This window comes from Enterobacter chinensis, assembly GCF_034008295.1.
GTDB classification, from domain to species: Bacteria; Pseudomonadota; Gammaproteobacteria; order Enterobacterales; family Enterobacteriaceae; genus Enterobacter; species Enterobacter chinensis.
The window spans coordinates 301,533-324,228 of sequence record NZ_JARDVI010000003.1 but is presented as its reverse complement, the minus strand read 5'-3'; the positions used below and the strand labels follow the sequence as shown (position 1 = coordinate 324,228).

General features: G+C 55.5%; 25 protein-coding genes. 8 read left to right on the top strand and 17 right to left on the bottom strand.

Annotated features, from left to right (window positions below; translation table 11 throughout):
- Positions 1 to 14: 14 nt before the first annotated feature.
- From gss to PYW49_RS10830, 6 genes are all read right to left on the bottom strand, one after another.
- On the bottom strand, positions 15 to 1,877 hold the full coding sequence (gene gss / locus PYW49_RS10855) for a bifunctional glutathionylspermidine amidase/synthase (RefSeq protein ID WP_320386420.1): 1,863 nt from the start codon (positions 1,875 to 1,877) through the stop codon (positions 15 to 17).
- A 185-nt stretch (positions 1,878 to 2,062) separates the two neighbouring features.
- Entirely contained in the window at positions 2,063 to 3,040 is a 978-nt protein-coding gene (locus PYW49_RS10850; protein WP_320386419.1) for an ABC transporter ATP-binding protein, read from the bottom strand.
- Positions 3,037 to 4,014 carry an ABC transporter ATP-binding protein gene (locus PYW49_RS10845; RefSeq protein WP_134348767.1) on the bottom strand — a complete coding sequence of 326 codons (978 nt, stop codon included), beginning with the start codon at positions 4,012 to 4,014 and terminating at the stop codon, positions 3,037 to 3,039. The genes PYW49_RS10850 and PYW49_RS10845 overlap by 4 nt, the downstream gene beginning before the upstream one ends.
- Positions 4,007 to 4,852, bottom strand: coding sequence for an ABC transporter permease subunit (locus PYW49_RS10840; protein WP_320386418.1), 846 nt, complete (start codon positions 4,850 to 4,852; stop codon positions 4,007 to 4,009). The genes PYW49_RS10845 and PYW49_RS10840 overlap by 8 nt, the downstream gene beginning before the upstream one ends.
- 5 nt (positions 4,853 to 4,857) lie before the next feature.
- Positions 4,858 to 5,811: an ABC transporter permease gene (locus tag PYW49_RS10835; protein WP_134348766.1), complete on the bottom strand. Its 954-nt coding sequence runs from the start codon at positions 5,809 to 5,811 to the stop codon at positions 4,858 to 4,860.
- Positions 5,812 to 5,856: 45 nt separating this feature from the next.
- Positions 5,857 to 7,446: an ABC transporter substrate-binding protein gene (locus tag PYW49_RS10830; RefSeq protein ID WP_320386417.1), complete on the bottom strand. Its 1,590-nt coding sequence runs from the start codon at positions 7,444 to 7,446 to the stop codon at positions 5,857 to 5,859.
- A 245-nt stretch (positions 7,447 to 7,691) separates the two neighbouring features.
- Between PYW49_RS10830 and yghU the strand changes: the two genes are divergently transcribed.
- A complete protein-coding gene (yghU, locus tag PYW49_RS10825) occupies positions 7,692 to 8,558 on the top strand; it encodes a glutathione-dependent disulfide-bond oxidoreductase (RefSeq protein WP_134348764.1) in 867 nt (288 codons plus the stop codon).
- Between the two features lie 160 nt (positions 8,559 to 8,718).
- Positions 8,719 to 9,051 (top strand): glycine zipper domain-containing protein, encoded by a 333-nt coding sequence (locus PYW49_RS10820; RefSeq protein WP_320386416.1) that lies wholly within the window; start codon positions 8,719 to 8,721, stop codon positions 9,049 to 9,051.
- Between the two features lie 74 nt (positions 9,052 to 9,125).
- Here PYW49_RS10820 and PYW49_RS10815 read toward each other — a convergent pair whose 3' ends face one another.
- Genes PYW49_RS10815 through PYW49_RS10805 form a run of 3 tightly spaced genes read right to left on the bottom strand, consistent with a single transcriptional unit; the run spans position 9,126 to position 11,994 of the window.
- Entirely contained in the window at positions 9,126 to 10,028 is a 903-nt protein-coding gene (locus PYW49_RS10815; protein WP_320386415.1) for an alpha/beta hydrolase, read from the bottom strand.
- A complete protein-coding gene (locus PYW49_RS10810) occupies positions 10,018 to 10,914 on the bottom strand; it encodes an alpha/beta fold hydrolase (RefSeq protein ID WP_134348759.1) in 897 nt (298 codons plus the stop codon). The genes PYW49_RS10815 and PYW49_RS10810 overlap by 11 nt, the downstream gene beginning before the upstream one ends.
- Positions 10,915 to 10,938: 24 nt before the next feature.
- The gene (locus tag PYW49_RS10805; protein WP_134348758.1) at positions 10,939 to 11,994 is read right to left on the bottom strand and encodes a sugar phosphate isomerase/epimerase family protein; all 1,056 of its coding nucleotides are present in this window, start codon (positions 11,992 to 11,994) and stop codon (positions 10,939 to 10,941) included.
- Between the two features lie 141 nt (positions 11,995 to 12,135).
- Between PYW49_RS10805 and PYW49_RS10800 the strand changes: the two genes are divergently transcribed.
- Entirely contained in the window at positions 12,136 to 12,726 is a 591-nt protein-coding gene (locus PYW49_RS10800; protein ID WP_134348757.1) for a TetR/AcrR family transcriptional regulator, read from the top strand.
- A 10-nt stretch (positions 12,727 to 12,736) separates the two neighbouring features.
- On the opposite strand, the gene PYW49_RS10795 is transcribed toward PYW49_RS10800, so the two are convergent.
- From PYW49_RS10795 to PYW49_RS10780, 4 genes are all read right to left on the bottom strand, one after another.
- Positions 12,737 to 13,015, bottom strand: coding sequence for a hypothetical protein (locus PYW49_RS10795; protein ID WP_134348756.1), 279 nt, complete (start codon positions 13,013 to 13,015; stop codon positions 12,737 to 12,739).
- A 179-nt stretch (positions 13,016 to 13,194) separates the two neighbouring features.
- A complete protein-coding gene (locus PYW49_RS10790) occupies positions 13,195 to 13,644 on the bottom strand; it encodes a hypothetical protein (RefSeq protein ID WP_134348755.1) in 450 nt (149 codons plus the stop codon).
- A 295-nt stretch (positions 13,645 to 13,939) separates the two neighbouring features.
- A complete protein-coding gene (locus tag PYW49_RS10785; protein ID WP_134348754.1) occupies positions 13,940 to 14,194 on the bottom strand; it encodes a hypothetical protein in 255 nt (84 codons plus the stop codon).
- A 127-nt stretch (positions 14,195 to 14,321) separates the two neighbouring features.
- On the bottom strand, positions 14,322 to 15,869 hold the full coding sequence (locus PYW49_RS10780) for a methyl-accepting chemotaxis protein (protein ID WP_134348753.1): 1,548 nt from the start codon (positions 15,867 to 15,869) through the stop codon (positions 14,322 to 14,324).
- Between the two features lie 219 nt (positions 15,870 to 16,088).
- Between PYW49_RS10780 and PYW49_RS10775 the strand changes: the two genes are divergently transcribed.
- Complete coding sequence (locus PYW49_RS10775) at positions 16,089 to 17,129, top strand: aldo/keto reductase (protein ID WP_134348752.1); 1,041 nt, start codon at positions 16,089 to 16,091, stop codon at positions 17,127 to 17,129.
- 48 nt (positions 17,130 to 17,177) lie between these two features.
- Here PYW49_RS10775 and PYW49_RS10770 read toward each other — a convergent pair whose 3' ends face one another.
- A complete protein-coding gene (locus PYW49_RS10770; protein ID WP_047347852.1) occupies positions 17,178 to 17,666 on the bottom strand; it encodes a TIGR00645 family protein in 489 nt (162 codons plus the stop codon).
- Positions 17,667 to 17,747: 81 nt separating this feature from the next.
- Positions 17,748 to 18,251, bottom strand: coding sequence for an ESA_00282 family adhesion-associated protein (locus PYW49_RS10765; RefSeq protein WP_134348751.1), 504 nt, complete (start codon positions 18,249 to 18,251; stop codon positions 17,748 to 17,750).
- 103 nt (positions 18,252 to 18,354) lie between these two features.
- On the opposite strand from PYW49_RS10765, the gene PYW49_RS10760 reads away from it, so the two are divergent.
- On the top strand, positions 18,355 to 18,759 hold the full coding sequence (locus PYW49_RS10760; RefSeq protein WP_134348750.1) for a hypothetical protein: 405 nt from the start codon (positions 18,355 to 18,357) through the stop codon (positions 18,757 to 18,759).
- Between the two features lies 1 nt (position 18,760).
- Positions 18,761 to 19,210, top strand: coding sequence for a cytoplasmic protein (locus PYW49_RS10755; RefSeq protein ID WP_134348749.1), 450 nt, complete (start codon positions 18,761 to 18,763; stop codon positions 19,208 to 19,210).
- A 42-nt stretch (positions 19,211 to 19,252) separates the two neighbouring features.
- Here the strand turns inward: PYW49_RS10755 and exbD are convergent, their stop codons facing one another.
- Complete coding sequence (exbD, locus tag PYW49_RS10750; protein WP_134348748.1) at positions 19,253 to 19,678, bottom strand: TonB system transport protein ExbD; 426 nt, start codon at positions 19,676 to 19,678, stop codon at positions 19,253 to 19,255.
- 4 nt (positions 19,679 to 19,682) lie between these two features.
- Positions 19,683 to 20,414: a tol-pal system-associated acyl-CoA thioesterase gene (exbB, locus tag PYW49_RS10745; RefSeq protein ID WP_134348747.1), complete on the bottom strand. Its 732-nt coding sequence runs from the start codon at positions 20,412 to 20,414 to the stop codon at positions 19,683 to 19,685.
- Positions 20,415 to 20,665: 251 nt separating this feature from the next.
- Here exbB and metC point away from each other — a divergent pair, with 251 nt between their 5' ends.
- Complete coding sequence (gene metC, locus PYW49_RS10740; RefSeq protein ID WP_320386414.1) at positions 20,666 to 21,853, top strand: cystathionine beta-lyase; 1,188 nt, start codon at positions 20,666 to 20,668, stop codon at positions 21,851 to 21,853.
- A gap of 143 nt (positions 21,854 to 21,996) precedes the next feature.
- Entirely contained in the window at positions 21,997 to 22,656 is a 660-nt protein-coding gene (locus PYW49_RS10735; protein ID WP_320386413.1) for a VTT domain-containing protein, read from the top strand.
- Positions 22,657 to 22,696 lie beyond the last annotated feature (40 nt).

Genomic DNA, 22,696 nt, shown 5'->3' with positions numbered 1-22,696 from the left:
AGAGCAGGTGTGCGTTACTTATCCTTCATCACAATCAGCGGCTCAATATCGCTCTCTTTTTTCACCACCAGCGAGTCATCGCCGCGCAGGCAGGTCCCGCCGTAGTTCCCGCCCACGGTAAAGGTGCAAACCTGAATATGCTTGCCGTCTACCTTTGGCAGGCACCACAGCTGCTGGTAGATATTTTTGCGGTCAACAAACTTACCGCTGGATTTATCCAGCAGTTCGTCCTGGGCGCTGATCAGGTCGATATTGCTGCCGCAGCGGCCGGCAATCGGCTTAACGGCATAGCCGGTCTGTTTCAGCAGATCGTTAACCTCGAAATCGGTGTCGAGCAGGTAACGGTGGTTCGGGAACAGCTGCCACAGTACCGGGAGAATCGCCTTGTTGCCGGGAATAACCGTCCACAGCGGTTCAAACACCAGCACTTCCGGGCGCAGCAGGACGTCAATCAGGCGTACCTCGCCCTCGGGATGTCCGGTGCGGATCGGTACCGCGGCGTATTCGGTTTCGCTGACCTCACGGATCTGCTCAATCGCCGTCTCCCACGCCCAGGTTTTCCACACGCAGTTGACGTGGCGACCTTCGTCGTCAATCAGCTGCCCGGCGGCATCCCAGCTCAGGGCGCCAAGCCCGTGCAGAATTTTGGTTTCAAACCCGGCCTGCAGCAGAGAACGCTGGATAAAGAGCGCGTGATAGTCCTCTTCGACATCGTTGTCCTGCATGATGTGCACAAACGGACGAGCGTGGCTGTGTTTCCACGCCCCGGTCAGCTCTTCCAGCAGGCCTTCCGCCGGGTTGTGCCCGTTGCCGCGATAGCCGTTTTTGACCCACTCTTCGAGGATCAACCCGCCTTCTGTGTGACAGGACGCGGAGTCGGCATTGTACTCGTAGACCTTAATCCCGCGCTCATCCATGCAGAAATCCATACGGCCGGTGATCATATGGTGACGACGCCATTGCCAGGAGAGACGCAGACGCGGCCAGAGGATTCTCGGGATATCGAAAAGAGCCAGCAGATTGTCGTCTTTCAGCACCTTGTCCGTCGCGTGCAGGTACATCAGGTGCAGTTCGTTGGTGGCTTTAATCAGCTCCTGCTCGGCGCTTTCGGTGATGGTGAAGTACTGGCAGGGATCTTTGTTGATCACATGGCCGTTGGCGCGGATATACGCCTGCTGCAGCGCGTCATTTTCGTTGAGCCATTTCCCGTCGAACTGGCGTTTGTTTTTCAGCCGCGCGCCGCTGATTTTCAGCAGTTCACCGTCGATTTCCGGCTGCGGAATGCTGTGCTCTGTGTCGTCGGTCTGGATCATCCAGCCGAGAATTTCCGTGTCGCTGAACGTGTCATGAAGGGTGTAACAGCCGTTCTCAACGCTCAGACGCAGCTCGCGCGTCCACTGCTGCCCGAGCGGCAGCGGGGCGTGAATGACGTTCTGCTCCGCAATACGCACCTTATCGTCCAGCAGCTGGGTGATCACCGCCACGTGGCCGGTTTCGTGAAACTCGCCGCCCTTTTGCCAGATCAGCAGCGCCCCGGCCCGCGGCGCGCGCTTCGAACCGTTGGCAAAGGCCTGAAGGGGCAGAATGTTATCGTTCACTACCTGACGCAAAAAGCGCAGGGAGAAGATCTCCCACGCCATGCCGACGTCGGTAAATACGACGCCATAGTTGAGGAACAGGAAACGGCGGGCGAACTCAACGCACTGCCACTTGTGGCCCATGTATTCGTTGCCGATATAGCTGCGGAAATCTGCGTCTTCCGGGTAGTTGCGCGGGTCCAGACTGCCGTAATTTGAAGAGTAAATCGCCACGCCACCGGGCGCATAGCCTAACAATGTCCCGAATGGCGCATCACTGCTTAACTTTCCTTTACGCATGTATCCAACCTAAAACAGGCAGGCGGCAATTTTTTTAGGGGTTGTCGTCGTCTGCACGTTGTAATTAACCTGACAGAGGGATATTTATCATACACCTGCGTGGCAAATTATTCGCCTTACCCGGCCTACGAAACACAAAACCTTTGAGGTCGGGTAAGCGAAGCGCCACCCGACACGTTTAAGGCTCAAATCTTAAACAACCAGCATGCCGCGAAATGCCCTGGCGCAATCTCCTGCATGGCAGGCTCCTGCGCCTGGCAAACCGGCATGGCGTGCGGGCAGCGGCTGCAGAACTTACAGCCCGGCAGCGCGGACGTGGGGCCCGGAATGTCGCCGCGCAGGGTGGCGTCGTCAAGGTGACGAATGCGCGGGTCGGGCCGGGGAACCGCTGCCAGCAGCGCGCGGGTGTAAGGGTGCGCCGGGCGCTGATACAGCTCATTCGCGGGGGCTACCTCCACCAGTTTACCGAGATACATCACCCCAATGCGGCTGGAGATATGGCGCACCATGGAAAGATCGTGGGCGATAAACAGATAGGTCAGCCCCAGCTCCTGCTGCAGATCCTGCAGAATATTCACCACCTGCGCCTGCACCGAGACGTCCAGCGCCGAGAGCGGTTCATCGCACAGCACAAATTCAGGATTCACGGACAGCGCGCGGGCAATACTGATGCGCTGGCGCTGCCCGCCGCTGAACTCGTGCGGGAACCGTTCAAGGTGTTCGTGCTTCAGCCCCACTTTGTAGAGCAGCGTTTCCGTACGCTCCTGCTGCGCTTCCCGGCTGTAGCCGTGGATCTGCATCGGTTCGGCCACCAGCTGTCGAACTGTCATACCGGGGTTGAGCGAGGAATAAGGATCCTGAAAGATCGCCTGCATCCGCTTGCGCAGCGGCTTGAGTTCTTTTTCACGGGCGTGGGCGATCGCCTGCCCGGCAAAGTGGATCTCGCCCGAGGTGATATCAAAAAGGCGCAGGATGGCGCGCCCGAGGGTGGATTTCCCGCAGCCGGACTCCCCCACCAGGCCAAACGTCTCGCCCGGCTGAATATCAAAGCTCACGCCATCCACCGCCTTCACGGCCACGCCTTTACGCAGCAAACCGCCGTTAAGCTGATAGTGTTTGCGCAGATCGCGCACGCTCACTAAAGGCGCCAGTCGTTCACTCATGCCTGAATCTCCTTATCGGCCCATAGCCAGCATGCGGCGCGATGGCCCTCGCCGGCGGGATAAAACTCGGGCTGCCGTTCACACTGTGGCATGCGCTTCGGACAGCGTTCGGCGAACGGGCAGCCCGGCGGCGGGTTAAGCAGGCCAGGCGGTGAACCTTCAATCGGCGATAAACGTTGATTCACCTCATCCGGGCGCGGCAGCGAGGCCAGCAGCCCCTGGGTGTAGGGATGCGCGGGGCGATAAAAAATGTCCTCCACGCTCCCCTCCTCCATCACCAGCCCGCCGTACATCACCACAACGCGGCTGCAGACCTGCGCCACGACGCCGAGATCGTGGGTGATCAGTAAAATCGCGGTTCGTGTCTGCTGTTGCAGACTTTTCAGCAGGCGCAGGATCTGCGCCTGAATGGTCACATCCAGCGCGGTGGTCGGCTCATCGGCAATAAGAAGCTTCGGGTTGCAGGAGAGCGCAATTGCGATCATTACCCGCTGGCGCATCCCGCCGCTGAACTCGTGCGGATACTGGTCGTACCGGCGTTCCGCCTCGGCAATACCCACCTGTTCCAGCATGGCGATGGCCGCCGCCCTGGCCGCTTTTTTGGTGAGCCCTTTATTGCGCATCAGGATCTCAGCCATCTGTTTGCCGATGGTCAACACCGGGTTCAGGGCGGTCATCGGATCCTGAAAAATCATCGCGATCTCGTTGCCGCGAATGGCGCGCATCTGCGCGGGGGTTTTCTGCGCCAGGTCCTCGTTCTGGAACCGGATACTGCCCCCGGCGATCCGTCCGTTGTTCCCCAGAAGCTGAATGATCGACTTACAGGTGACGCTTTTCCCGCAGCCCGACTCGCCAACAATGCCGACAAGTTCGCCCGGCTGAACCTGAAAGCTCACGCCGCGCACCGCGTGAACCTCGCCCTCGCGGGTGCGGAACGTGGTTTGCAGGTTCTCAAGCGCTAATAAGTTACTCATCGCGATTCGCTCCTGGCTCAAAGGCGGTACGAAATACATCGCCCAGCACGTTAAAGCTGAACACCGTCAGCAGGATCAGAATGCCGGGGAACATCGCCAGCCACGACGCCTCGCCAATATAAGACTGGGCGTTGTTAAGCATGCTTCCCCACGACGCCGCTGGCGCCTGCACGCCCAGCCCCAGGAAGCTGAGCGTCGACTCCATGAGAATGGCCGAGGCGATATTGAGCGTGGCTGCCACGATAATGGTCGGGAGCACGCCGGGAATGATATGGCGCACGATAATGCGCAGCGGATGCTCTCCCGACGCGCGGGCATAAAGCACATACTCGCGCTCTTTCACCGACAGCGTTTCAGCACGCACCAGCCGCGACATGTTCATCCACGTCAGCAGGCTGATGATCATGATGATGTTATCCACGCCCGGCTTGAGGTAAGCATTCACCACCAGCAGCAGGAAGAAGGCCGGAATGGCCATCAGAATATCCACTGCGCGCATCATCAGGTTATCCAGCCAGCCGCCAAAATAGCCGCTCACCGTTCCCACCACCGTGCCGATAAGCGTGGAAAAGAGCATGGCAAGAAAACCGACCATCAGGGAGATCTGGCCGCCATACAGCGCGCGGGTGAAGTAGTCGCGCCCGTATTCATCGGTGCCAAACCAGTGCGCGGCATCCGGCGGTAGCGTGCGTGCGCCGAGCGCCATCCGATCCGGATCGTACGGACTTAAGCCCGCACAGAGCGCGGCGACAACGAAAATAAAAAGCACAAACAGAGAGAACTGCGCCGGACGGTTGCGGCGCAGCTGGTGACGGACCTGCTGCCAGCGTCTGCTCATCCGGGTTACCTCAGCGTACGAATGCGGGGATCGGCGAAACGATAAAGCACATCGGCGATCAGGTTACCGACGATCAGCATCATCGACGAGAGCATGATGATCGCCATGATCAGCGGGTAGTCCAGCGAGGCGATCGACTGGATCCCAAGCAGCCCCATCCCCGGCCAGGAGAAGACGCTCTCGGTCACATAAGCTCCCACAATCAGCTCACCGAACGACAGGCCGAACAGGGTAATCACCGGCAGCAGCACGTTTTTCAGCACGTGGCGGAACAGAATACTGCCGCGCGTCGCGCCGTAGGCAAGCTGGGTCTGTACGTAGTCGGCGGAGAGCTGCGAGATGGTGTTAGAGCGGATGTAGCGCACGTAGCTGGAGAGGTTGTAGAACGTGAGCGCAATACACGGCAGCACGCCGTGGCGCAGCACATCCAGGCCGTTATCCTCCATGCCGATGGTGCGCATCCCCATGCTGGGAAACCAGTTAAGCTGCACGGCAAAAACGGTAATGAGCAAAATACCGAACCAGAAAATCGGTACCGAGATGCCGATATAGGCGAACAGGTTCAGCAGGTGATCCAGCCAGCGGTGCTTAAATGCGCCCGCCAGCAGGCCCAGCGGAATAGCCAGCACGATCGCCAGCAGCAATGACGCGCCCATCAGCCCCAGCGTGGCCGGAATGCGTTCGCCGATCATCTCCAGCACCGGGCGATGGTAAATCAGCGAATAGCCGAGATCGCCCTGCAGGACGTTTTTCAGCCACAGAACGTACTGCGTGACCAGCGGCTTATCCAGCCCCAGGCTCTGGCGAATACGTTCGATATCCTCCGGGGCCATACGCGGCGTGATGTACGCTGCCACCGGATCGCCGGGCGCGAGCTTGACCAGCAAAAACGCGACCAGTGAAATAAAGAACAGCATCGGCAGCAATTGCAGCAGCCGACGCGTGAGGAGTGTGTTCACGACGTGCCCTTACCAAAGCCCCGACCTGACGGCCGGGGCAATCACTTATTTCTGATAGATTTTTGACAGATCCTGGAACAGGTAGACCGGTTTCGGCTCCGCTTCCTGGGTGCCGCCGAAACGCTTGTCCACCGCGACGGTCGCGTTGGTGTAGGCAATCGGGTAGTAGGTCATGTCGTTCGCCACGGTCTGCTGAATTTGCTTGTAGATATCGGCACGTTTCGCGGCGTCGGTTTCCACGGCACCTTTATCCCACAGGGCATCGAACTGCGGATTTTTGTAGTGTGCGTAGTTATAGGCTTCGTTGCTCATGAACAGCGATTTGTAACCATCCGGCTCTGAGCCCATGATGTAGCCGCCCAGGTTCAGCTCCCACGCGGTGTTGTTCATGTCGAGACTGCGCTGAGACATCGCGTTGGAGTCCAGCGGCATCAGCTCCACGTTCACCCCAATGCCCTTCAGCGCCTGCTGAATGTAGAGCGCCATGCTCTCCTGGGTTTTGTTGGTGTTCACATACGCCAGGCGCAGCTTGAGATTATCCGGCGCGCCGGACGTCTTCAGCAGGTCTTTGGCTTTTTGCAGATCGAATTTGTACTGCTCGACGTCATCCGTCTTGTAAAGCGTATCTGGCGTCAGGAACGACGTTGCCGGTTTGGCGTAGTCGAGCGAGGTAAAGGCGGTCTGGGTCAGTTCATCCTTGTTGATGGCGTAAGCAATGGCCTGACGCAGTTCTTTGCTCTTCATCACCGGCACGTTCTGGTTGAATGTCATATAGGCCAGGCGGCCTTCCGGATAGACCACGAAGTCGAACTTACCGGTATTTTTCAGGCGATTCACATCCTGCGGGTCAACCATCTTGAGGTTGATTTCACCGTTTTGCAGCGCCAGGTTGGCGGCGTTACTGTCTTTGGCGAAACGGTAGGTCACGGAATCAAGCTTCGCTTTGCCGTTCCAGTAATCATCGAAACGGGTCAGGGCGTAATATTGCCCGGCGCGGTACTCTTTAAATTTGAACGGCCCGGAGCCTACCGGCGCATCGTTTTTGTTGCTCTTTTCCAGATCGCCTTCACTGGCAAATACGTGCTGCGGGATCGGGTAGATCTGCACCAGGGTTCCGGTAAAGGCGGCGCTAACCTGCGGTAAGGTGAATTTAACGGTGCGGTCGTCGACCTTGCTCACCTGTACCGGCTTATCGCCGTAGGTGAACATGCTGCGGAAGAAGCTGTGCTGTTTGGCATCCAGCAGCTTGTTGAACGTAAAGACCACGTCGTCCGCCGTCAGCGGCTGTCCGTCCTGCCATTTGAGGTTGGGTTTTAACGTCAGGGTATAGCTCAGGTTGTCGGCGGAAGGCGTCAGGCTTTCCGCCAGGCCCCACTCAATGTTGCCGTTATTAAAGCTGTACAGCGGGGCATAGAGCGCCTGCATGATGGTTAACGTTGTGCGGTCACTGGCGTAGAGCGGATTAACGGCTAACGGGTCGCCGGAGGTAATACCGATAATCAGCGAACCGCCCTCTTTTGGCGCGTCGCTTTTTGCCGCTGAGGGCGTATTTGTCTCTTTATTTTTCGCATCATCACAGCCCGCCAGGCCTAACGCGAGCGAAACCACCACTGCCGATAACAGAAGCTTGCGCATCTCACTAACTCCTTGCCTTATAAAGTGTTTATTACTGCATCTTTTATTTATGTTGAAGCATCATATGCAGCTTTATCCATTTACGCATTAATTATGAAAATGCGATTTTCGATTAAGCTTATGCCGGATTTGATATATATAAGCAGCAGAAGGAATAGCGGTTAATTGATTGCGCTCAGTTCGTTAAACGCTTCACAAATCTCCTGCTACACTGCCTCAACACATCACTAAAAAGGCAGGCCAACATGTCAGACAACACGTATCAGCCACCAAAAGTATGGGAATGGAAAAAGAACGGCGGCGGCGCGTTCGCCAACATCAACCGTCCGATTTCCGGCGCAACGCATGAGAAAGATCTTCCTGTCGGCTCTCACCCGCTGCAGCTCTACTCGCTGGGCACACCCAACGGCCAGAAAGTGACGATTATGCTCGAAGAGCTGCTGGCGCTGGGCGTGACGGGCGCGGAGTACGATGCGTGGTTGATTCGCATCGGCGAGGGCGATCAGTTCTCCAGCGGGTTTGTTGACGTGAACCCGAACTCGAAAATACCGGCACTTCGCGACTACTCCACGACCCCGCCAACGCGCGTGTTTGAATCCGGCAATATCCTGCTTTATCTGGCTGAGAAGTTCGGTCACTTCCTGCCGAAAGATCCGGCTGGCCGCACGGAAACCCTGAACTGGCTGTTCTGGCTCCAGGGTGCGGCGCCGTTCCTCGGCGGCGGCTTTGGTCACTTCTACAACTACGCACCGGTGAAAATTGAGTACGCGATTGACCGCTTCACGATGGAAGCCAAGCGCCTGTTCGACGTGCTGGATAAACAGCTGGCGCGGGGTCGCTACGTGGCGGGTGAGGAGTACACCATCGCGGATATCGCCATCTGGCCATGGTTCGGCTGCGTGGCGCTGGGTAGCGTCTATAACGCCGCCGAGTTCCTCGACGCAGAGAAGTACACTAACGTTCAGCGCTGGGCAAAAGATGTGGCGAGCCGCCATGCCGTCAAGCGCGGACGCATCGTTAACCGCACCAGCGGCGAGCTGAATGAGCAGCTCCACGAGCGCCATGCGGCGAGCGACTTCGAGACGAATACGGAAGACAAACGTCAGGCATGACGGCTGGCCGGGCGGTTAGCCGCCCGGCAGCACAGATCCTTGCTCAGGGCATGATTAGCCTAAAGGTTGAGGCGGTATTGCTGGCACTATCTGGCCGTTTCTCTCCTGCCAGATGCAGAGAAATGACGTATCAACCGACAGCAGTCACAAAGGATCTGTTATGAAACTGATTAAAACAACGCTGGTTATCAGCGCCCTCCTGTTTTCCACCTCGGGAATGGCCATCGACAAAACCGCCGCAGGCGCGGTAGCGGGTGCTGCCATTGGCGCGGCCACGGGCAAAGATCTGAAATCGACCGTTGGCGGCGCCGTTGTTGGCGCAGGCACAGGTGCCATGTTCAAAAACGGCGATAAAGGTAAAGCCGCGCGTAAAGGTGGCGCGGTAGGTGCTGCCGTGGGCGCAGGTGCAGCGGCGGTTACCGGTAAGAGCGTGCTGAAAGGTGCGGCCGTCGGTGCCGGTTCTGGCGCGCTGATTGGTGAAGCAACGCACTAAGGTGATGTGCCACCTTGTGAACAGGCATGAATAATAAACCCAGCGTGATTGCTGGGTTTTTTGTGTATTTTGAATCAGATACGCGCACGTTCGAACAACCGACGCGCGGCTGGCGTTAACCCTGACATATGAATGCAGGCATGCACCATTCCCGGCAACCGTTCACAGCGTACTGGTACCCCCGCCTCCTCAAGTCTCAGCGCATACTCTTCAGCCTCATCACGCAGGGGATCAAATTCACAACTCAGGATGGTTGCTGGCGGTCCCCCCCTCAGCGAGGCCATATGCAGCGGCTCGGCATAAGGGTGACGACGCTCTCCCAGATAGTTTTCCCAGCAAAACGCCATCGCATCGCGCGTTAAATAATAACCTTCAGCAAATTCACGATAGCTTTCGGTCGACATTTCGCGAGTTAACGCCGGGTAGAGCAGCAACTGATGCTCAATGTGAGGCCCGCCACGATCGCGGGCCAGCAGAGTTGTCGCTGCAGCAAGATTGCCGCCTGCACTGTCGCCACCCACCGCCAGACGGGTAGCATCAATACCCAGAAGCGCAGCCTGTTCACTGGCCCAGCACAGTGCCTGATAAACATCTTCTAACGGCCTTGGGAAGGGGAACTCCGGTGCCAGACGGTAATCCACGGAGAGTATTTTCCGGCCAGTGGCATTAGCCAATGCCTGACAGGGTCGATCGTACAGCGAGAGCGAACCCAGACACCATCCGCCGCCGTGAGCAAACAGCATTGCAGGCTGCGCGATGTCCGCGTTTGAGGCGGCGGGGGTATAGGCACGAAGGGTAATGGCGTAACCATCATCGGCGATGACAACGTAATCCTGCATGTCATCGCGTAATTCATCCTCTCCCTGCAGCCGCAACAAATCAACTTCGGTGGCGGCACGCAGTTCGGCTAACGACATCGGTAGCGGCGCGCCCGATAACGCTGCCAGAAAGTCAGCAATATGTTTATCAAGCGGCACGATCGGTGTCCTCTGAGAGAAATGGTACGATCAGCCCAATAAACGCCTCATGACACTCTTCGGTAATAAAATGCCCGCAGTCCGCCACCGTCTCGCCACGCAGATCAAGGGCATTGCCCTGCAGGGTTATCAGCGGCGCATCGCGCGTAGCATGTTCGGCTCCCACCGTTAACACCGGCATGGCTAAAGGCGTTTGCGCACGGCGCTGGTTCTGCCGAATGGTTTCCGGGATAGCGCGATAATAGTCGAAGCCCGCACGCAGCCCGCCGGGTGTTGAATAGGCGGCAATATACACCTCTGCGGCAACCCGTTCACGCCGATGAGACCAGCGGTCGAAAATATAGCTGAGATACTGTGATTCGCGCCCGCTGGTAAGGGTTTCGGGTAGATCCGCCAGTTGATTGAACATGAAGTGCCAGAGAAAGATGTTCTCTTCCGGTGCGACAAAAATCGGCGGTGGTGGTGCCAGTCCAGGGATAACCGCTTCTGTCAGCACAAGTTTTTCTATCGCCTGAGGAAAATCGCTCGCCATGGCATAACCAACCCACATGCCGATATCGTGACCCACTATGCTATAACGCGAATGGCCCAGCTGCTCCATCATGGTATGCAGCATGGCACCGACACGTCCGGTGTCATAGCCGTCGCGCGGTTTATCAGATTCCCCGATACCGGGCGGATCAACCGCTATCGCCTGAAAACCCGCCGCTGCCAGCGCCTGAAGGACATAGCGCCAGGTATACCAGGTCTGCGGCCAGCCCGGTATCAGTAATACCGGTTGACCTTTTCCCGCCACGACGCAGTGGATGCGCTGTCCGTTCACTTTCGTATAGACGTGTTCTGCCCTGAGATCCGCATGTGCGATCTCACCGTATTGTTGTTCCATGGGGACTCCCTGTAAGGTCGTGGCTTAGCGGATGCCGAGTAATGTGTTGATTTGTTGAGGGTTCACCGGTGCACCGGCGAAATCATCGAAGACTTTATCGGTGATGTGAATAATATGGTCGCGGATGAACGCAGCCCCTTCTCTGGCACCATCCAGCGGATTTTTCAGACAGCACTCCCATTCCAGGGTTGCCCAGCCGGCATAATCGTATTGAGTCAGCTTCGAGAAAATAGCCCTGAAATCCACCTGACCGTCACCTAATGAGCGAAAACGTCCTGCACGATCAACCCATGACTGATAGCCACCATAAATGCCCTGACGACCAGTTGGATTAAATTCAGCGTCTTTGACGTGGAACATGTTGATCATGTCCTTATAAATATCAACAAACTCCAGATAGTTAAGCTGCTGTAGCACCATGTGGCTGGGGTCGAAAAGTATCCGGCAGCGGGGATGCTCTTTCACCCTTTGATAAAACATTTCAAACGTCACCCCATCATGCAGATCTTCGCTCGGGTGGATCTCATAGCAGAGGTTAATACCCTGCTCGTCACAGGCGTTGAGCACCGGCATCCAGCGCCTGGCCAGCTCGTCAAAGGCGGTTTCAATTAACCCTTCCGGGCGCTGCGGGAATGGGAACAAATAGGGCCACGCCAGCGAGCCAGAGAAGGTGCCCAGATCGCTGAGTCCAAGCCTGGCGGAGGCCTTGACCGCCATCAGCATCTGTTGCTGTGCCCATTCACCGCGCGCTTGCGGGTTGCCGTGTACTTCCGGCGGCGCGAAGCTGTCACATAAGCTGTCGTAGGCCGGATGCACCGCCATCAATTGGCCGAAGATATGGCTGGTCAGTTCACTCACCACCAGGCCATGCTCCGCCAGCATACCGGTCAGATCGTCGCAGTAAGTCTGGCTTTCTGCCGCCGTCGCGACATCGAAAAGGCGGCGATCCCATGCTGGAATTTGCAAAGCGCTAAAACCCGTTTCCGCTGCCCACCTGGCTATCGCAGGTAAACTATTGAACGGGGTCGCATCATCGCTGAACTGAGCGAGATGGAGAGAGGGACCTTTAAGGGTTTTCATTGTATACTCCTATTGTTTGTCAATCGACAAACAATAGGAGTAAAGCCGGATAACCGCAAGCGAAAATTATAATTTCGTTGGTAATCCAGATGATTTAAGCGATCCTGTTGCACTGAATTCAGGACCAACCGGAGCAACAAAATGGCAGGCAGACCGCGCCAGTTCGATCGTGACCAGGCGCTTATCAAAGCGCGCAACCTGTTCTGGCGACAGGGTTATGAAGGAACCTCAATGTCTGATCTGGTAGCAGAGCTGGGGATTGCATCGGCACGTATTTACAAGGCGTTCGGTTCAAAAGAGCAGCTCTTTCGGGAAGCAATTGCAGATTACGAAAAACAGGAAGGCGGTTTTGCAGATCGGGCCTTATCCGCAGGGGGCAACGTGCGGGATACCATCCAGACGCTGTTAATGGATGCGGTTCACCTGTACTGCCATCCGGATTTGCCGCAAGGATGTATGGTAGTGGCCTCTGCAGCCAGCGTCAGTGCGGAAAATGAAACGCTCAAAACCTGGCTGGCACAGCATCGCCTGCAGCGTACGCAGCAGATCATCGACCGTCTCCATCAGGCAGTGCATAACGGTGAACTCCCGGATACGACCGATGCAGAGAGTTTGGGAGATTATTTTGCCGTCTTTTTACATGGTTTGTCGGTGCAGGCCCGGGACGGTGTTCCGGAATCACGATTGCAGGCGGCAGTTATGCAGGCGCTTAGCCTGCTGCCGCATTCCTGAATGTGAAGCATCAATGATGATCGTCATACTGATGCTCAATCACCATCCCTTCCGCCACGCTCGCCACATGTCGCGCACGCGGGTGATAAACCGGAGCAGGCGCTGGCGCGGCATAAACAGTTTGTGACGGTGCTGGCGAGATGCTTACCGCCTCCGGAACCGTGGTGGATGACGGGACAATCACCACTTTATAACCGCTCGGGACATCCACGGTGACGCTTTGCGCCATTGCTGAATTGACCATAGCCAAGCCTGCCATTGCGGCCAATACGATATAGAGCTTTTTCATAGACTGTATTATTTCCGATAAAATAAGAAAATTAATTATGTCGGGAGGAGCTTAAGACTATATTAATAATCATCGTTTTTACGGTGCAGAAAATGCCAAATATATTGTTACATTAACATATAAAAATAATAACGCAGGCCGGGTAAGGCGCAGCCGCTACCCGGCAACAGAAGACAATCTTAATTAATTGCGATATGACCTTCCGGCGTATTTATCCAGCGCGGCGCTTTCAGCGTATCGGCGTAATATCCCACCAGCTCACACAGCAAATCCTCTATCACGCGCGCCATCTCCTGTGGCAGAGCGCGGCCGATCAGCAACTGGGTTAAGACCTGGCAGTATTGCCCGAGTTGATCGCTCTCCGGTTCGAAAGCAGGCAGCCGTGCGGGAAGATCGTTCACGATAAAATGCGGGAGCAAATGCGCGGGAACAGGCTCGTGGAGCGTGGGTTGCAGCAGCGCCAGACAGGTGGAGAGACGCCCGCATAACGCCAGCTTCTCGGTGATGTCGTCACACTCCACCAGAGAATAAGCATAGTGCTCGCAGTTGTCTGCCAGCTCGGTGAAATCGGTGGTATGAGAAAACGGCGTGGTAAATAACGCGTGTGTCTGGGTTGGGGTTGTAGCCATGATGGCAGCCTCCTGTAACGGTATTTATATCCGCCATCGGAGAGGTCAATCTCACGGGTGGCGGAGCCAGACGAGGTTGACCTTACCGGCGTTACAGGAAACCGGCGCGTCTTTCGACGCCCCCGCCCGGTCCGCCATTGAGGTGAAACCGTGCGCGCGACATAGTAATCCATGTCACCTGTAACTTATACCAGGAGGTCAATCCCGACGCCTGATTTTGCAGGCGCGGCAAGAAGATACTGCGATTAGCACGAGGCGACAAGGGGCATTCCCGGAAGCCATCTCGCAAATCTGATTAATACTTAATGTCCCGCGCTTTCTGTCTTCCAGCCTGTTTCATCTGCCGTTTGTCCTGACGGCAGTCGTGATTGCTCTGGTTATTGTTCGCCACGCAGGTCTGTTTCACCTGTCGTGACGCGTCGCGGGTTTCCTGTCTGACATCACGCGCCACGCGCCGTTCCTGAGCCTGATCGGTCGCGCTGGCAGAAACCGGGAACAGCACAAGAAACGTGAAAGAAAGGAAAGGGATGACATATAACGATCTGTTCATAGCAACACCTCGCAGAAGGAGCCCAGAACGTCAGTGGGGTTAGCCAAAGAATAGCAGTTTCAGAGCGCGCTGAATGTGGAAGACGCTAATAAAGCAAGGCCGCACAGGGCGGCCTTGTAAAATTGCATTATGCCGTGAGGCGGAATTTTTGCACCGAGCGTTGAAGATCTTCGGTCTGCCGCTCCAGCGCCGCCGCCGCGGCGGAAACTTCCTCCACCAGCGAGGCGTTTTGCTGGGTGACGCCGTCCATCTGGGTAATGGCGATACCGACCTGAGAAATCCCCTTGCTTTGCTCCTCAGAAGCCGATGCGATTTGCTTCATAATGGTCGTCACTTCCGTCACGTCACGCAAAATCGCATCCATGGTGGTGCCCGTGTCGCTCACCAGCTTCGCCCCCTGCTCTACTCGGGAAACCGAATCGGTAATCAGCCCCTCAATCTCTTTGGCCGCGTTGGCGCTGCGGCTTGCCAGGTTGCGGACTTCACCTGCCACCACGGCGAAACCACGACCCTGCTCGCCCGCACGCGCTGCTTCAACCGCCGCGTTAAGCGCCAGAATGTTGGTCTGGAAAGCAATGCTGTTGATGACGTTAGTGATTTCAGCAATTTTCTTCGAGCTTTCAGAGATACCGCTCATGGTGCTCACCACCTCTTCCACCAGCGATCCGCCGCGGCTGGCGGTAGTTGAGGCCACATCGGCCAGCTGGCTTGCCTGACGCGCGCTTTCCGCGTTCAGTTTCACCGTGGCGGTCAGCTCTTCCATGCTGGCAGCCGTCTCTTCCAGCGCGGCCGCCTGCTCTTCGGTACGGGAAGAGAGATCGTTGTTACCGCTGGAGATTTCAGTTGCACCACGCCAGATATTTTCACTGCCGGAGCGAATCGTACTGACCGCTTCACGCAGGCTGTCCTGCATGGCGCTCAGGAGAGGCACCAGCTGTCCCACGCAGTTGCGACCAAACGGCTCAATGGGCTGGCTGAGATCGCCCTGAGCAATCTGGCGGAACTGCTGACGAATGCGGTCAAGCGGTTTGACCAGCATCGCGACCAGGTAGCGGTCGGTGAAGAGCAGGATCAGCAGGCCGACAATCGTGGCGGCGATAATCACCGTGCGGGTCATGCTGGTCAGGCCGTCCACCACCACGCGGGTGCTGTCGAGCGACTTCGCAGCGGCATTGTTGAACTCCTCAGCAGCCGCACCGAACGCGCGGCTCAGCGGTGGCGTAACGCTGTTGGCCTGCTGGCGATATCCCTCCAGAGCCCCCTGCTTCGCCTGCTGCATTTGCGGCGTGACGCCCTGTTCAAGCAGCGCCTGCCAGGTGCCGATCACCCGGGAGGAGATCTGCTCATCCATTGGGCCTGGGGAGATCGCTTTCATCTCGGCCAGTTTCTTGCCCATGTTATCCAGCGCCTGTTGGGCAGAGGCCAAATCCGGCGTGCCGCCTGCGGCTTTGACTTCCATTGCGCGGCTCAGACGGGTCACGAAGCGGAAATACTGATCGTTGCCCTGGCTGAGTACCGTCATCTGTTTAACCAACTGACGGTCCACTTCATTGCCATCAGAAACGCGAGAAAGAGACCAGGTGCTGTACAAGCCAACACCCGCCCACATTAAACAAAAGATCCCGAGAATCATCAGCATGACGAAGCGGATCGTGAAATTACGGAGCATATTCATAAGTCTTCCTTGCCGTGAGGGTGAGTTCGCCCAGAGGCGAGTACTACTCTCGTTATCGGCAGGAACGAGGGAAATTATAACGTTTTGTGATCATTTTTAATTAGCGTGGCTTCACTGGTCGCACAGCTACCGTTAACCATTATCTTCGCTCTTTGTGATGTGATAAGTTCAGAATGAAAACGACGTTTCAAAAAATTATCGATAAGAAAAGGAGACATCATGTCCTGGTACCCTTACCCCGGCCGCTATGAGAATATGCAATACCGTTATTGCGGGAAAAGTGGCCTGCGCCTGCCCGCACTGTCACTCGGACTGTGGCATAGCTTCGGCCACGTCCAGCCTCTTGATACCCAGCGCGCGCTGCTGCGCAAAGCCTTCGACCTCGGCATAACTCATTTCGATCTCGCCAATAACTACGGCCCGCCGGCAGGCAGCGCGGAAGAGAATTTCGGCCGCCTGCTGCGTGAGGATTTTTCCGCGTATCGCGACGAGCTGATTATCTCCACCAAGGCAGGTTACGACATGTGGCCGGGGCCGTACGGTTCAGGGGGGTCACGCAAATATCTGCTCGCCAGCCTCGACCAGAGCCTGATGCGTCTTGGCGTCGAATACGTAGATATTTTCTATTCCCATCGCGTGGATGAAAACACGCCGATGGAAGAGACTGCCGCTGCGCTGGCCCACGCCGTGCAGAGCGGTAAAGCGCTGTACGTCGGGATTTCGTCCTACTCAACGGAGCGCACTCAGAAAATGGCTGACCTGCTTCGCGAATGGAAAATCCCGCTACTTATTCATCAGCCATCCTATAACCTGCTCAACCGCTGGGTCGATAAGACCGGTTTGCTGGACGCGCTGGAAGCAAACGGTACGGGGTGTATCGCCTTTACCCCGCTGGCGCAGGGTCTGCTGACCGGAAAATACCTGAACGGTATTCCTGAAGGTTCACGCATGCAGCGCGAAGGGAATAAAGTGCGCGGCCTGACGCAGAAAATGCTGACCGACGCCAACCTGAGCAGCCTGCGTTTGCTGAATGAGATGGCACATGCCCGTGGTCAGACGATGGCGCAGATGGCGCTAAGCTGGCTGCTGAAAGATGCGCGGGTGACGTCAGTGCTGATTGGCGCAAGCCGTCCGGAACAGCTGGAAGAGAATGTTCAGGCGCTGGAAAACCTGCGCTTTACCGAGGACGAACTCAAGCGGATTGACCAGCATGTTGCGGATGGGGAGTTGAATCTTTGGCAGGCGTCGTCGGATAAATAGTGCGGTCTGATGCCCTCACCCACGGGGAGAGGGCCGGGGTGAGGGGAATTACTTCTTACTGATCTTATCCAGATACCCCATCACAAACGCAGACAGCACAAACGTCAGATGGATGATGACGTACCACATCAGTTTGTTATCCGGAACGTTCTTCGCGTCCATGAACACGCGCAGCAGGTGGATAGAGGAGATTGCCACAATCGACGCGGCCACTTTATTCTTCAGCGATGAAGCATCCATTTTGCCCAGCCAGCTGAGCTTCTCTTTACGCTCGTCGATATCAAGCTGGGAGACAAAATTCTCGTAGCCGGAGAACATCACCATCACCAGCAGTCCGCCCACCAGGGTCATATCTACCAGCGACAGCAGAACCAGAATCAAATCCGCTTCGGCAATGGAAAAAATGTTCGGCAGAACATGCCAGATTTCCTGAAAGAACTTAATCGTCAGTGCGACAAGTGCCAGCGAAAGGCCAAAATAGACGGGGGCCAGTATCCAGCGAGAGGCGTACATGGCGTTTTCAAAAAAGCGTTCCATAAAGTCCTGTTTGCAAAAGAAACCAGCGCCCAGTATAGCTCAACGGCGCTGACTGTTTGCAATAGCTAACCAGTACGTCACTCAGACGTTGTCTGGGTTAACCTCCGGACGGGCATACTCCGGCCAGACCAGCACCACCAGCTCCGGGTAGGCTTCCAGGCTGAACTCGCGAAAACACTGACGCAAATTTAATACGTCCAGGTCGGAATAAGAGACCTTCTCGCCGTTAAGACAGCGCTTTTTGATATTGTCATAATATTTATACACTGCTGAATTCAGGTCACTACAACGACGCTGCGCCTCAAACAGTCCGGGCGTGTCATTAATTTCCGACATTTTCATGCGCTTAATTGTCGCGTGTAAAAAGTCGATATATTCATGGTTCACCCGCCAGTACCAAACAGGCGTAACGGAGTTCATCAAAACAGAGAAATGGTCTTCACCTTCCTCTTTTGTCATGAGTTCCGGTTGCGGGGATTCACTGGTGTCTTTCGACACTTTCGTTTTATTGAACTCCTGCATCAATAAAAGAACACCAGCGGTCAGTAATAGTAATGTGATGACCGTAAAAAAGATGCTGTTCATGGGTTGGCTCCATTTTTTTTGATTTTAAATTTGCCTCATGATATTGTCAACGAATCTCACGCCTTTACCAACCCCACCCTGTTGAAATTAAAGGAAATTAAAAATGCTGCCCGACTATCTCGTCCCGGCTAAGTACCACATCACGCCTGTGGAACAGCAACCGACGGAAGCAGAAAAAGAGGTCAGTTTCACTCAGGGGAAAAGAAAGCTCTCTGATTTCGAGCCTGATATATTAATTGGTGTTTCCCAAACCGGCAAATCCCGTAATATGTTGCTGGAAGAGCACGATCGTCATATAAAAGACCGCTTATTTCGCGCCATAAAAATTGAAGCCCTTGTCCACCTGCTGAATGACCTGCAGGCCGAAGGTGAAATAGATGCCCAGAAACTAAGTCAAATAATGGCCGAAAAAACCAAAGAAATTAATGAGTCGGGCAATGAAATTTGGCTTAATTTAATTACACGAGAAAAAAACAACCCAATCTTTTATAGCCTGGGGGAAGATTAACGTGAAGGAAATTAAAAACAACGACGTTTATTTGACTTTAGATGATAAAAAAAGTGATGAATTTATCTTAAAGCAAAATCTCGACGCACTGCGAAAAACAAAAAATGCCGAGATGACGCGTATTACACAAGACCTGGTATCGATCCCGGCGACGCTGGTTCGTCTAAAATGGCAGAATCGCCGTGATATTTACCCGCTACAGGTCAAAGAAGAGATTTATGGTGCAGTGATGAACGCCATCATTGAACAGCGTCCAGAGCTGAAAGAGAAGCTTCTGGGACGTCTCGAGGCCAATTACCAGTATCTGCTTGCCAGAGAGATCGCCACCCTGCGTCTGACGCGCAAACTGTCAGAGGGTGAGTACCGTACCTCAAACGTCACCTGCGTTGCGCTTGATGAGGACGCGCTGACAACGTCCGTGGCCGCACCAACGGATAATAAAAACGAATAACTCGACAGACATAAAAAAAGCCGGCTTCCGCCAGCTTCTTTATCATTTCGCGGCCGCTTTCTCTTCGCCGACCAGTCCAATCTTCAGGTACCCCGCCTGATGCAGCGTGTCCATTACCTTCATCATGGTTTCGTAATCAACGGTTTTATCCGCACGGAAGAAGACCGTGGTGTCTTTCTTACCGCCAGTAAGCTGCTCCAGCGCCGGGATAACTGAGTCCGCCGTCACCGGGTCGTTCCCGAGGAACATGGATTTATCCGCCTTCACTGACAGGTAGATAGGCTTCTCCGGGCGCGGCTGTGGCTGGCTGGAAGAGGCCGGCAGGTTCACCTTCACGTCGACCGTCGCCAGCGGCGCAGCCACCATGAAGATAATCAGCAGAACCAGCATGACGTCGATAAACGGCGTCACGTTGATTTCATGCATTTCGCCGTTATCGTCCAGATTTTCGTTTAGACGCATCGCCATCGTATCAACCTGCGCGCAGTTTAGACGCCGCATGCACCGGCTTAACCGAGCTGGCATTCAGGTCGAGATCGCGACTTTGCAGCAGCAGAACCTGCGCGGCAACGTCACCGAGCGTAGCTTTGTAGCTGCCAATCATACGCGCGAAGATGTTGTAAATAACCACCGCCGGGATGGCGGCAACCAGACCGATTGCCGTCGCCAGCAGCGCTTCTGCGATGCCCGGCGCAACGACCGCCAGGTTGGTGGTTTGGGTCTGTGCAATGCCGATAAAGCTGTTCATGATGCCCCAGACCGTACCGAAAAGACCGATGAAGGGTGAGATCGCACCGATTGTCGCCAGATAACCATTGCCGCGCCCCATGTGTCGGCCAACGGCCGCAACGCGACGCTCCAGACGGAAACCGGTACGCTCTTTGATGCCTTCGTTATCTTCACTGCCCGCGGAGAGTTCCAGCTCGTTCTGAGCCTCGTTCACTAACAGGGTGGTCAGGCTTTTCGCGTGGAAGGATGAGGTCATGTCAGATGCCTGATCCAGAGAGCGGGCTTCGGCCAGCTGCTGCTGCTCCCGCTTGAGGCGGCGCTTTTGCGAAATAAGCTCGGCGCTCTTGCTAAAGAAGATAGCCCACGTGATCACGGACGCCAGAATCAGGCCGATCATCACAATCTTAACCACGATGTCAGCATGTTGATACATGCCCCAAACGGAGAGATCCGTCTGCATCAAATTATTACCCACTCTGTATCTCCAGGACGCAAATCACAAAATCTGACCGTAATAATATCAAAACGCCGTCGAATTGATAGTAGTTCTCATTAGTATTTGCATAGTGCCGCAATTTTCGTTCACTTTCCTTGCGCTTACGCAGTAAAAATTTCTTATGCGTATTTTTGCAAAAATTTTCTGCTTATTCGATAAGCCTCCGGGTGCAGTTTTTTCCAATCGTGGTAGTCTGGACGTCCAGACGTATAAAAACAGGGTTAGCGAACATGACAAAGAAGCATCTTGATACCACGCTGGTACAGGCAGGACGCAGCAAAAAATATACCCAGGGATCGGTGAACAGTGTGATTCAACGCGCCTCCTCGCTGGTGTTTGACACCGTTGAGGAGAAAAAAATCGCCACGCGTAACCGCGCAAAAGGCGGGCTGTTTTACGGCCGTCGCGGCACGCTAACCCATTTTTCTCTACAGGAAGCGATGTGCGAGCTGGAAGGCGGCGCAGGCTGCGCGCTGTTCCCGTGCGGGGCGGCGGCGGTGGCCAACACGATTCTGGCGTTTGTGGAACAGGGCGACCATATCCTGATGACCAACACCGCCTATGAACCCAGCCAGGACTTCTGTACCAAAATCCTCAACAAGCTCGGCGTAACGACCGGCTGGTTCGACCCGCTGATTGGTGAAGGCATTGCCGAACTTATTCAGCCAAACACGCGCATTGTGTTCCTGGAATCTCCGGGGTCGCTCACCATGGAAGTCCACGACGTGCCCGCTATCGTGAAAGCCGTGCGCAGTAAAGCGCCAGAGGCGATTGTCATGATCGACAACACCTGGGCGGCAGGCGTGCTGTTTAAAGCGCTGGAGTTCGACATCGACATCTCGATTCAGGCCGCGACGAAATACCTGATTGGCCACTCTGACGGCATGATAGGTACGGCGGTATCCAACGCGCGCTGCTGGGATCAACTGCGTGAAAATGCCTACCTGATGGGCCAGATGGTGGACGCAGACACAGCCTACATGACCAGCCGCGGACTCCGCACGCTGGGGGTTCGCCTGCGTCAGCACCATGAAAGCAGCCTGAAGGTGGCAGAATGGCTGGCGCAGCACCCTCTGGTTGAGCGCGTTAACCATCCCGCTCTACCCGGCAGTAAAGGTCATGAATTCTGGCAGCGTGACTTTACAGGCAGCAGCGGTCTGTTCTCGTTCGTGTTGAAAAAGCGGCTGAATAACGACGAGCTGGCAAGCTATCTGGATAACTTTACCCTCTTCAGCATGGCCTACTCCTGGGGCGGTTTTGAATCGCTGATCCTGCCTAACCAGCCGGAGCAGATCGCGGCCCTGCGCCCCGGTGGCGAAGTGGACTTCAGCGGCACCCTAATCCGGCTGCATATTGGTTTAGAAAATGTGGACGATTTAATTGCGGATTTAGCAGCAGGGTTCGAGCGTATCGTGTAGAGTGCTGGCTGAAAATGTACTCCCTGGACGCTTTTGTGGACACTGCAAGCAGAAAAGTCTGCATGAGTTGCGCCCGGGATCAAACCCGACGGGGGAATAAGGGAGTACAATAGCGCTATATCTGCTGTTCCACAGGAAAGTCCATGGCTGTTATTCAAGATATTATCGCGGCGCTCTGGCATCACGACTTTGCCGCGCTGGCAGATCCTCACGTCGTCGGTATCGTCTATCTCGTGATGTTCGCAACTCTGTTTCTGGAAAATGGATTACTGCCTGCCTCGTTTTTACCCGGTGACAGCCTGCTTTTACTTGCCGGGGCGTTAATCGGCAAAGGCGTCATGGACTTCACATCAACGATGGTTATCCTCACCTCCGCAGCCAGCCTGGGCTGCTGGCTGAGCTATCTGCAGGGCCGCTGGCTGGGGAATACGCGCGTCGTTAAAAGCTGGCTGGCGCAGTTACCGCATAAATATCATCAGCGTGCGACCTGCATGTTCGATCGGCACGGCCTGCTGGCGCTGCTGGCTGGGCGTTTCCTGGCGTTTGTTCGCACCCTTCTGCCGACAATGGCAGGCATTTCCGGTCTGTCGAACCGTCGCTTCCAGTTCTTCAACTGGCTGAGCGCGCTGCTGTGGGTTGGCGTGGTCACCACGCTCGGCTACGCGCTGAATATGATCCCCTTTGTGAAACACCATGAAGACCAGGTAATGACCTTCCTGATGGTGCTGCCGATGTTCCTGCTGGTGGCGGGGCTGGTAGGGACGATTGCGGTGGTGATTAAGAAAAAGTACTGCAGTGCATAAACAAAAGCCGGGTGGCGCTATCGCTTACCCGGCCTACGTT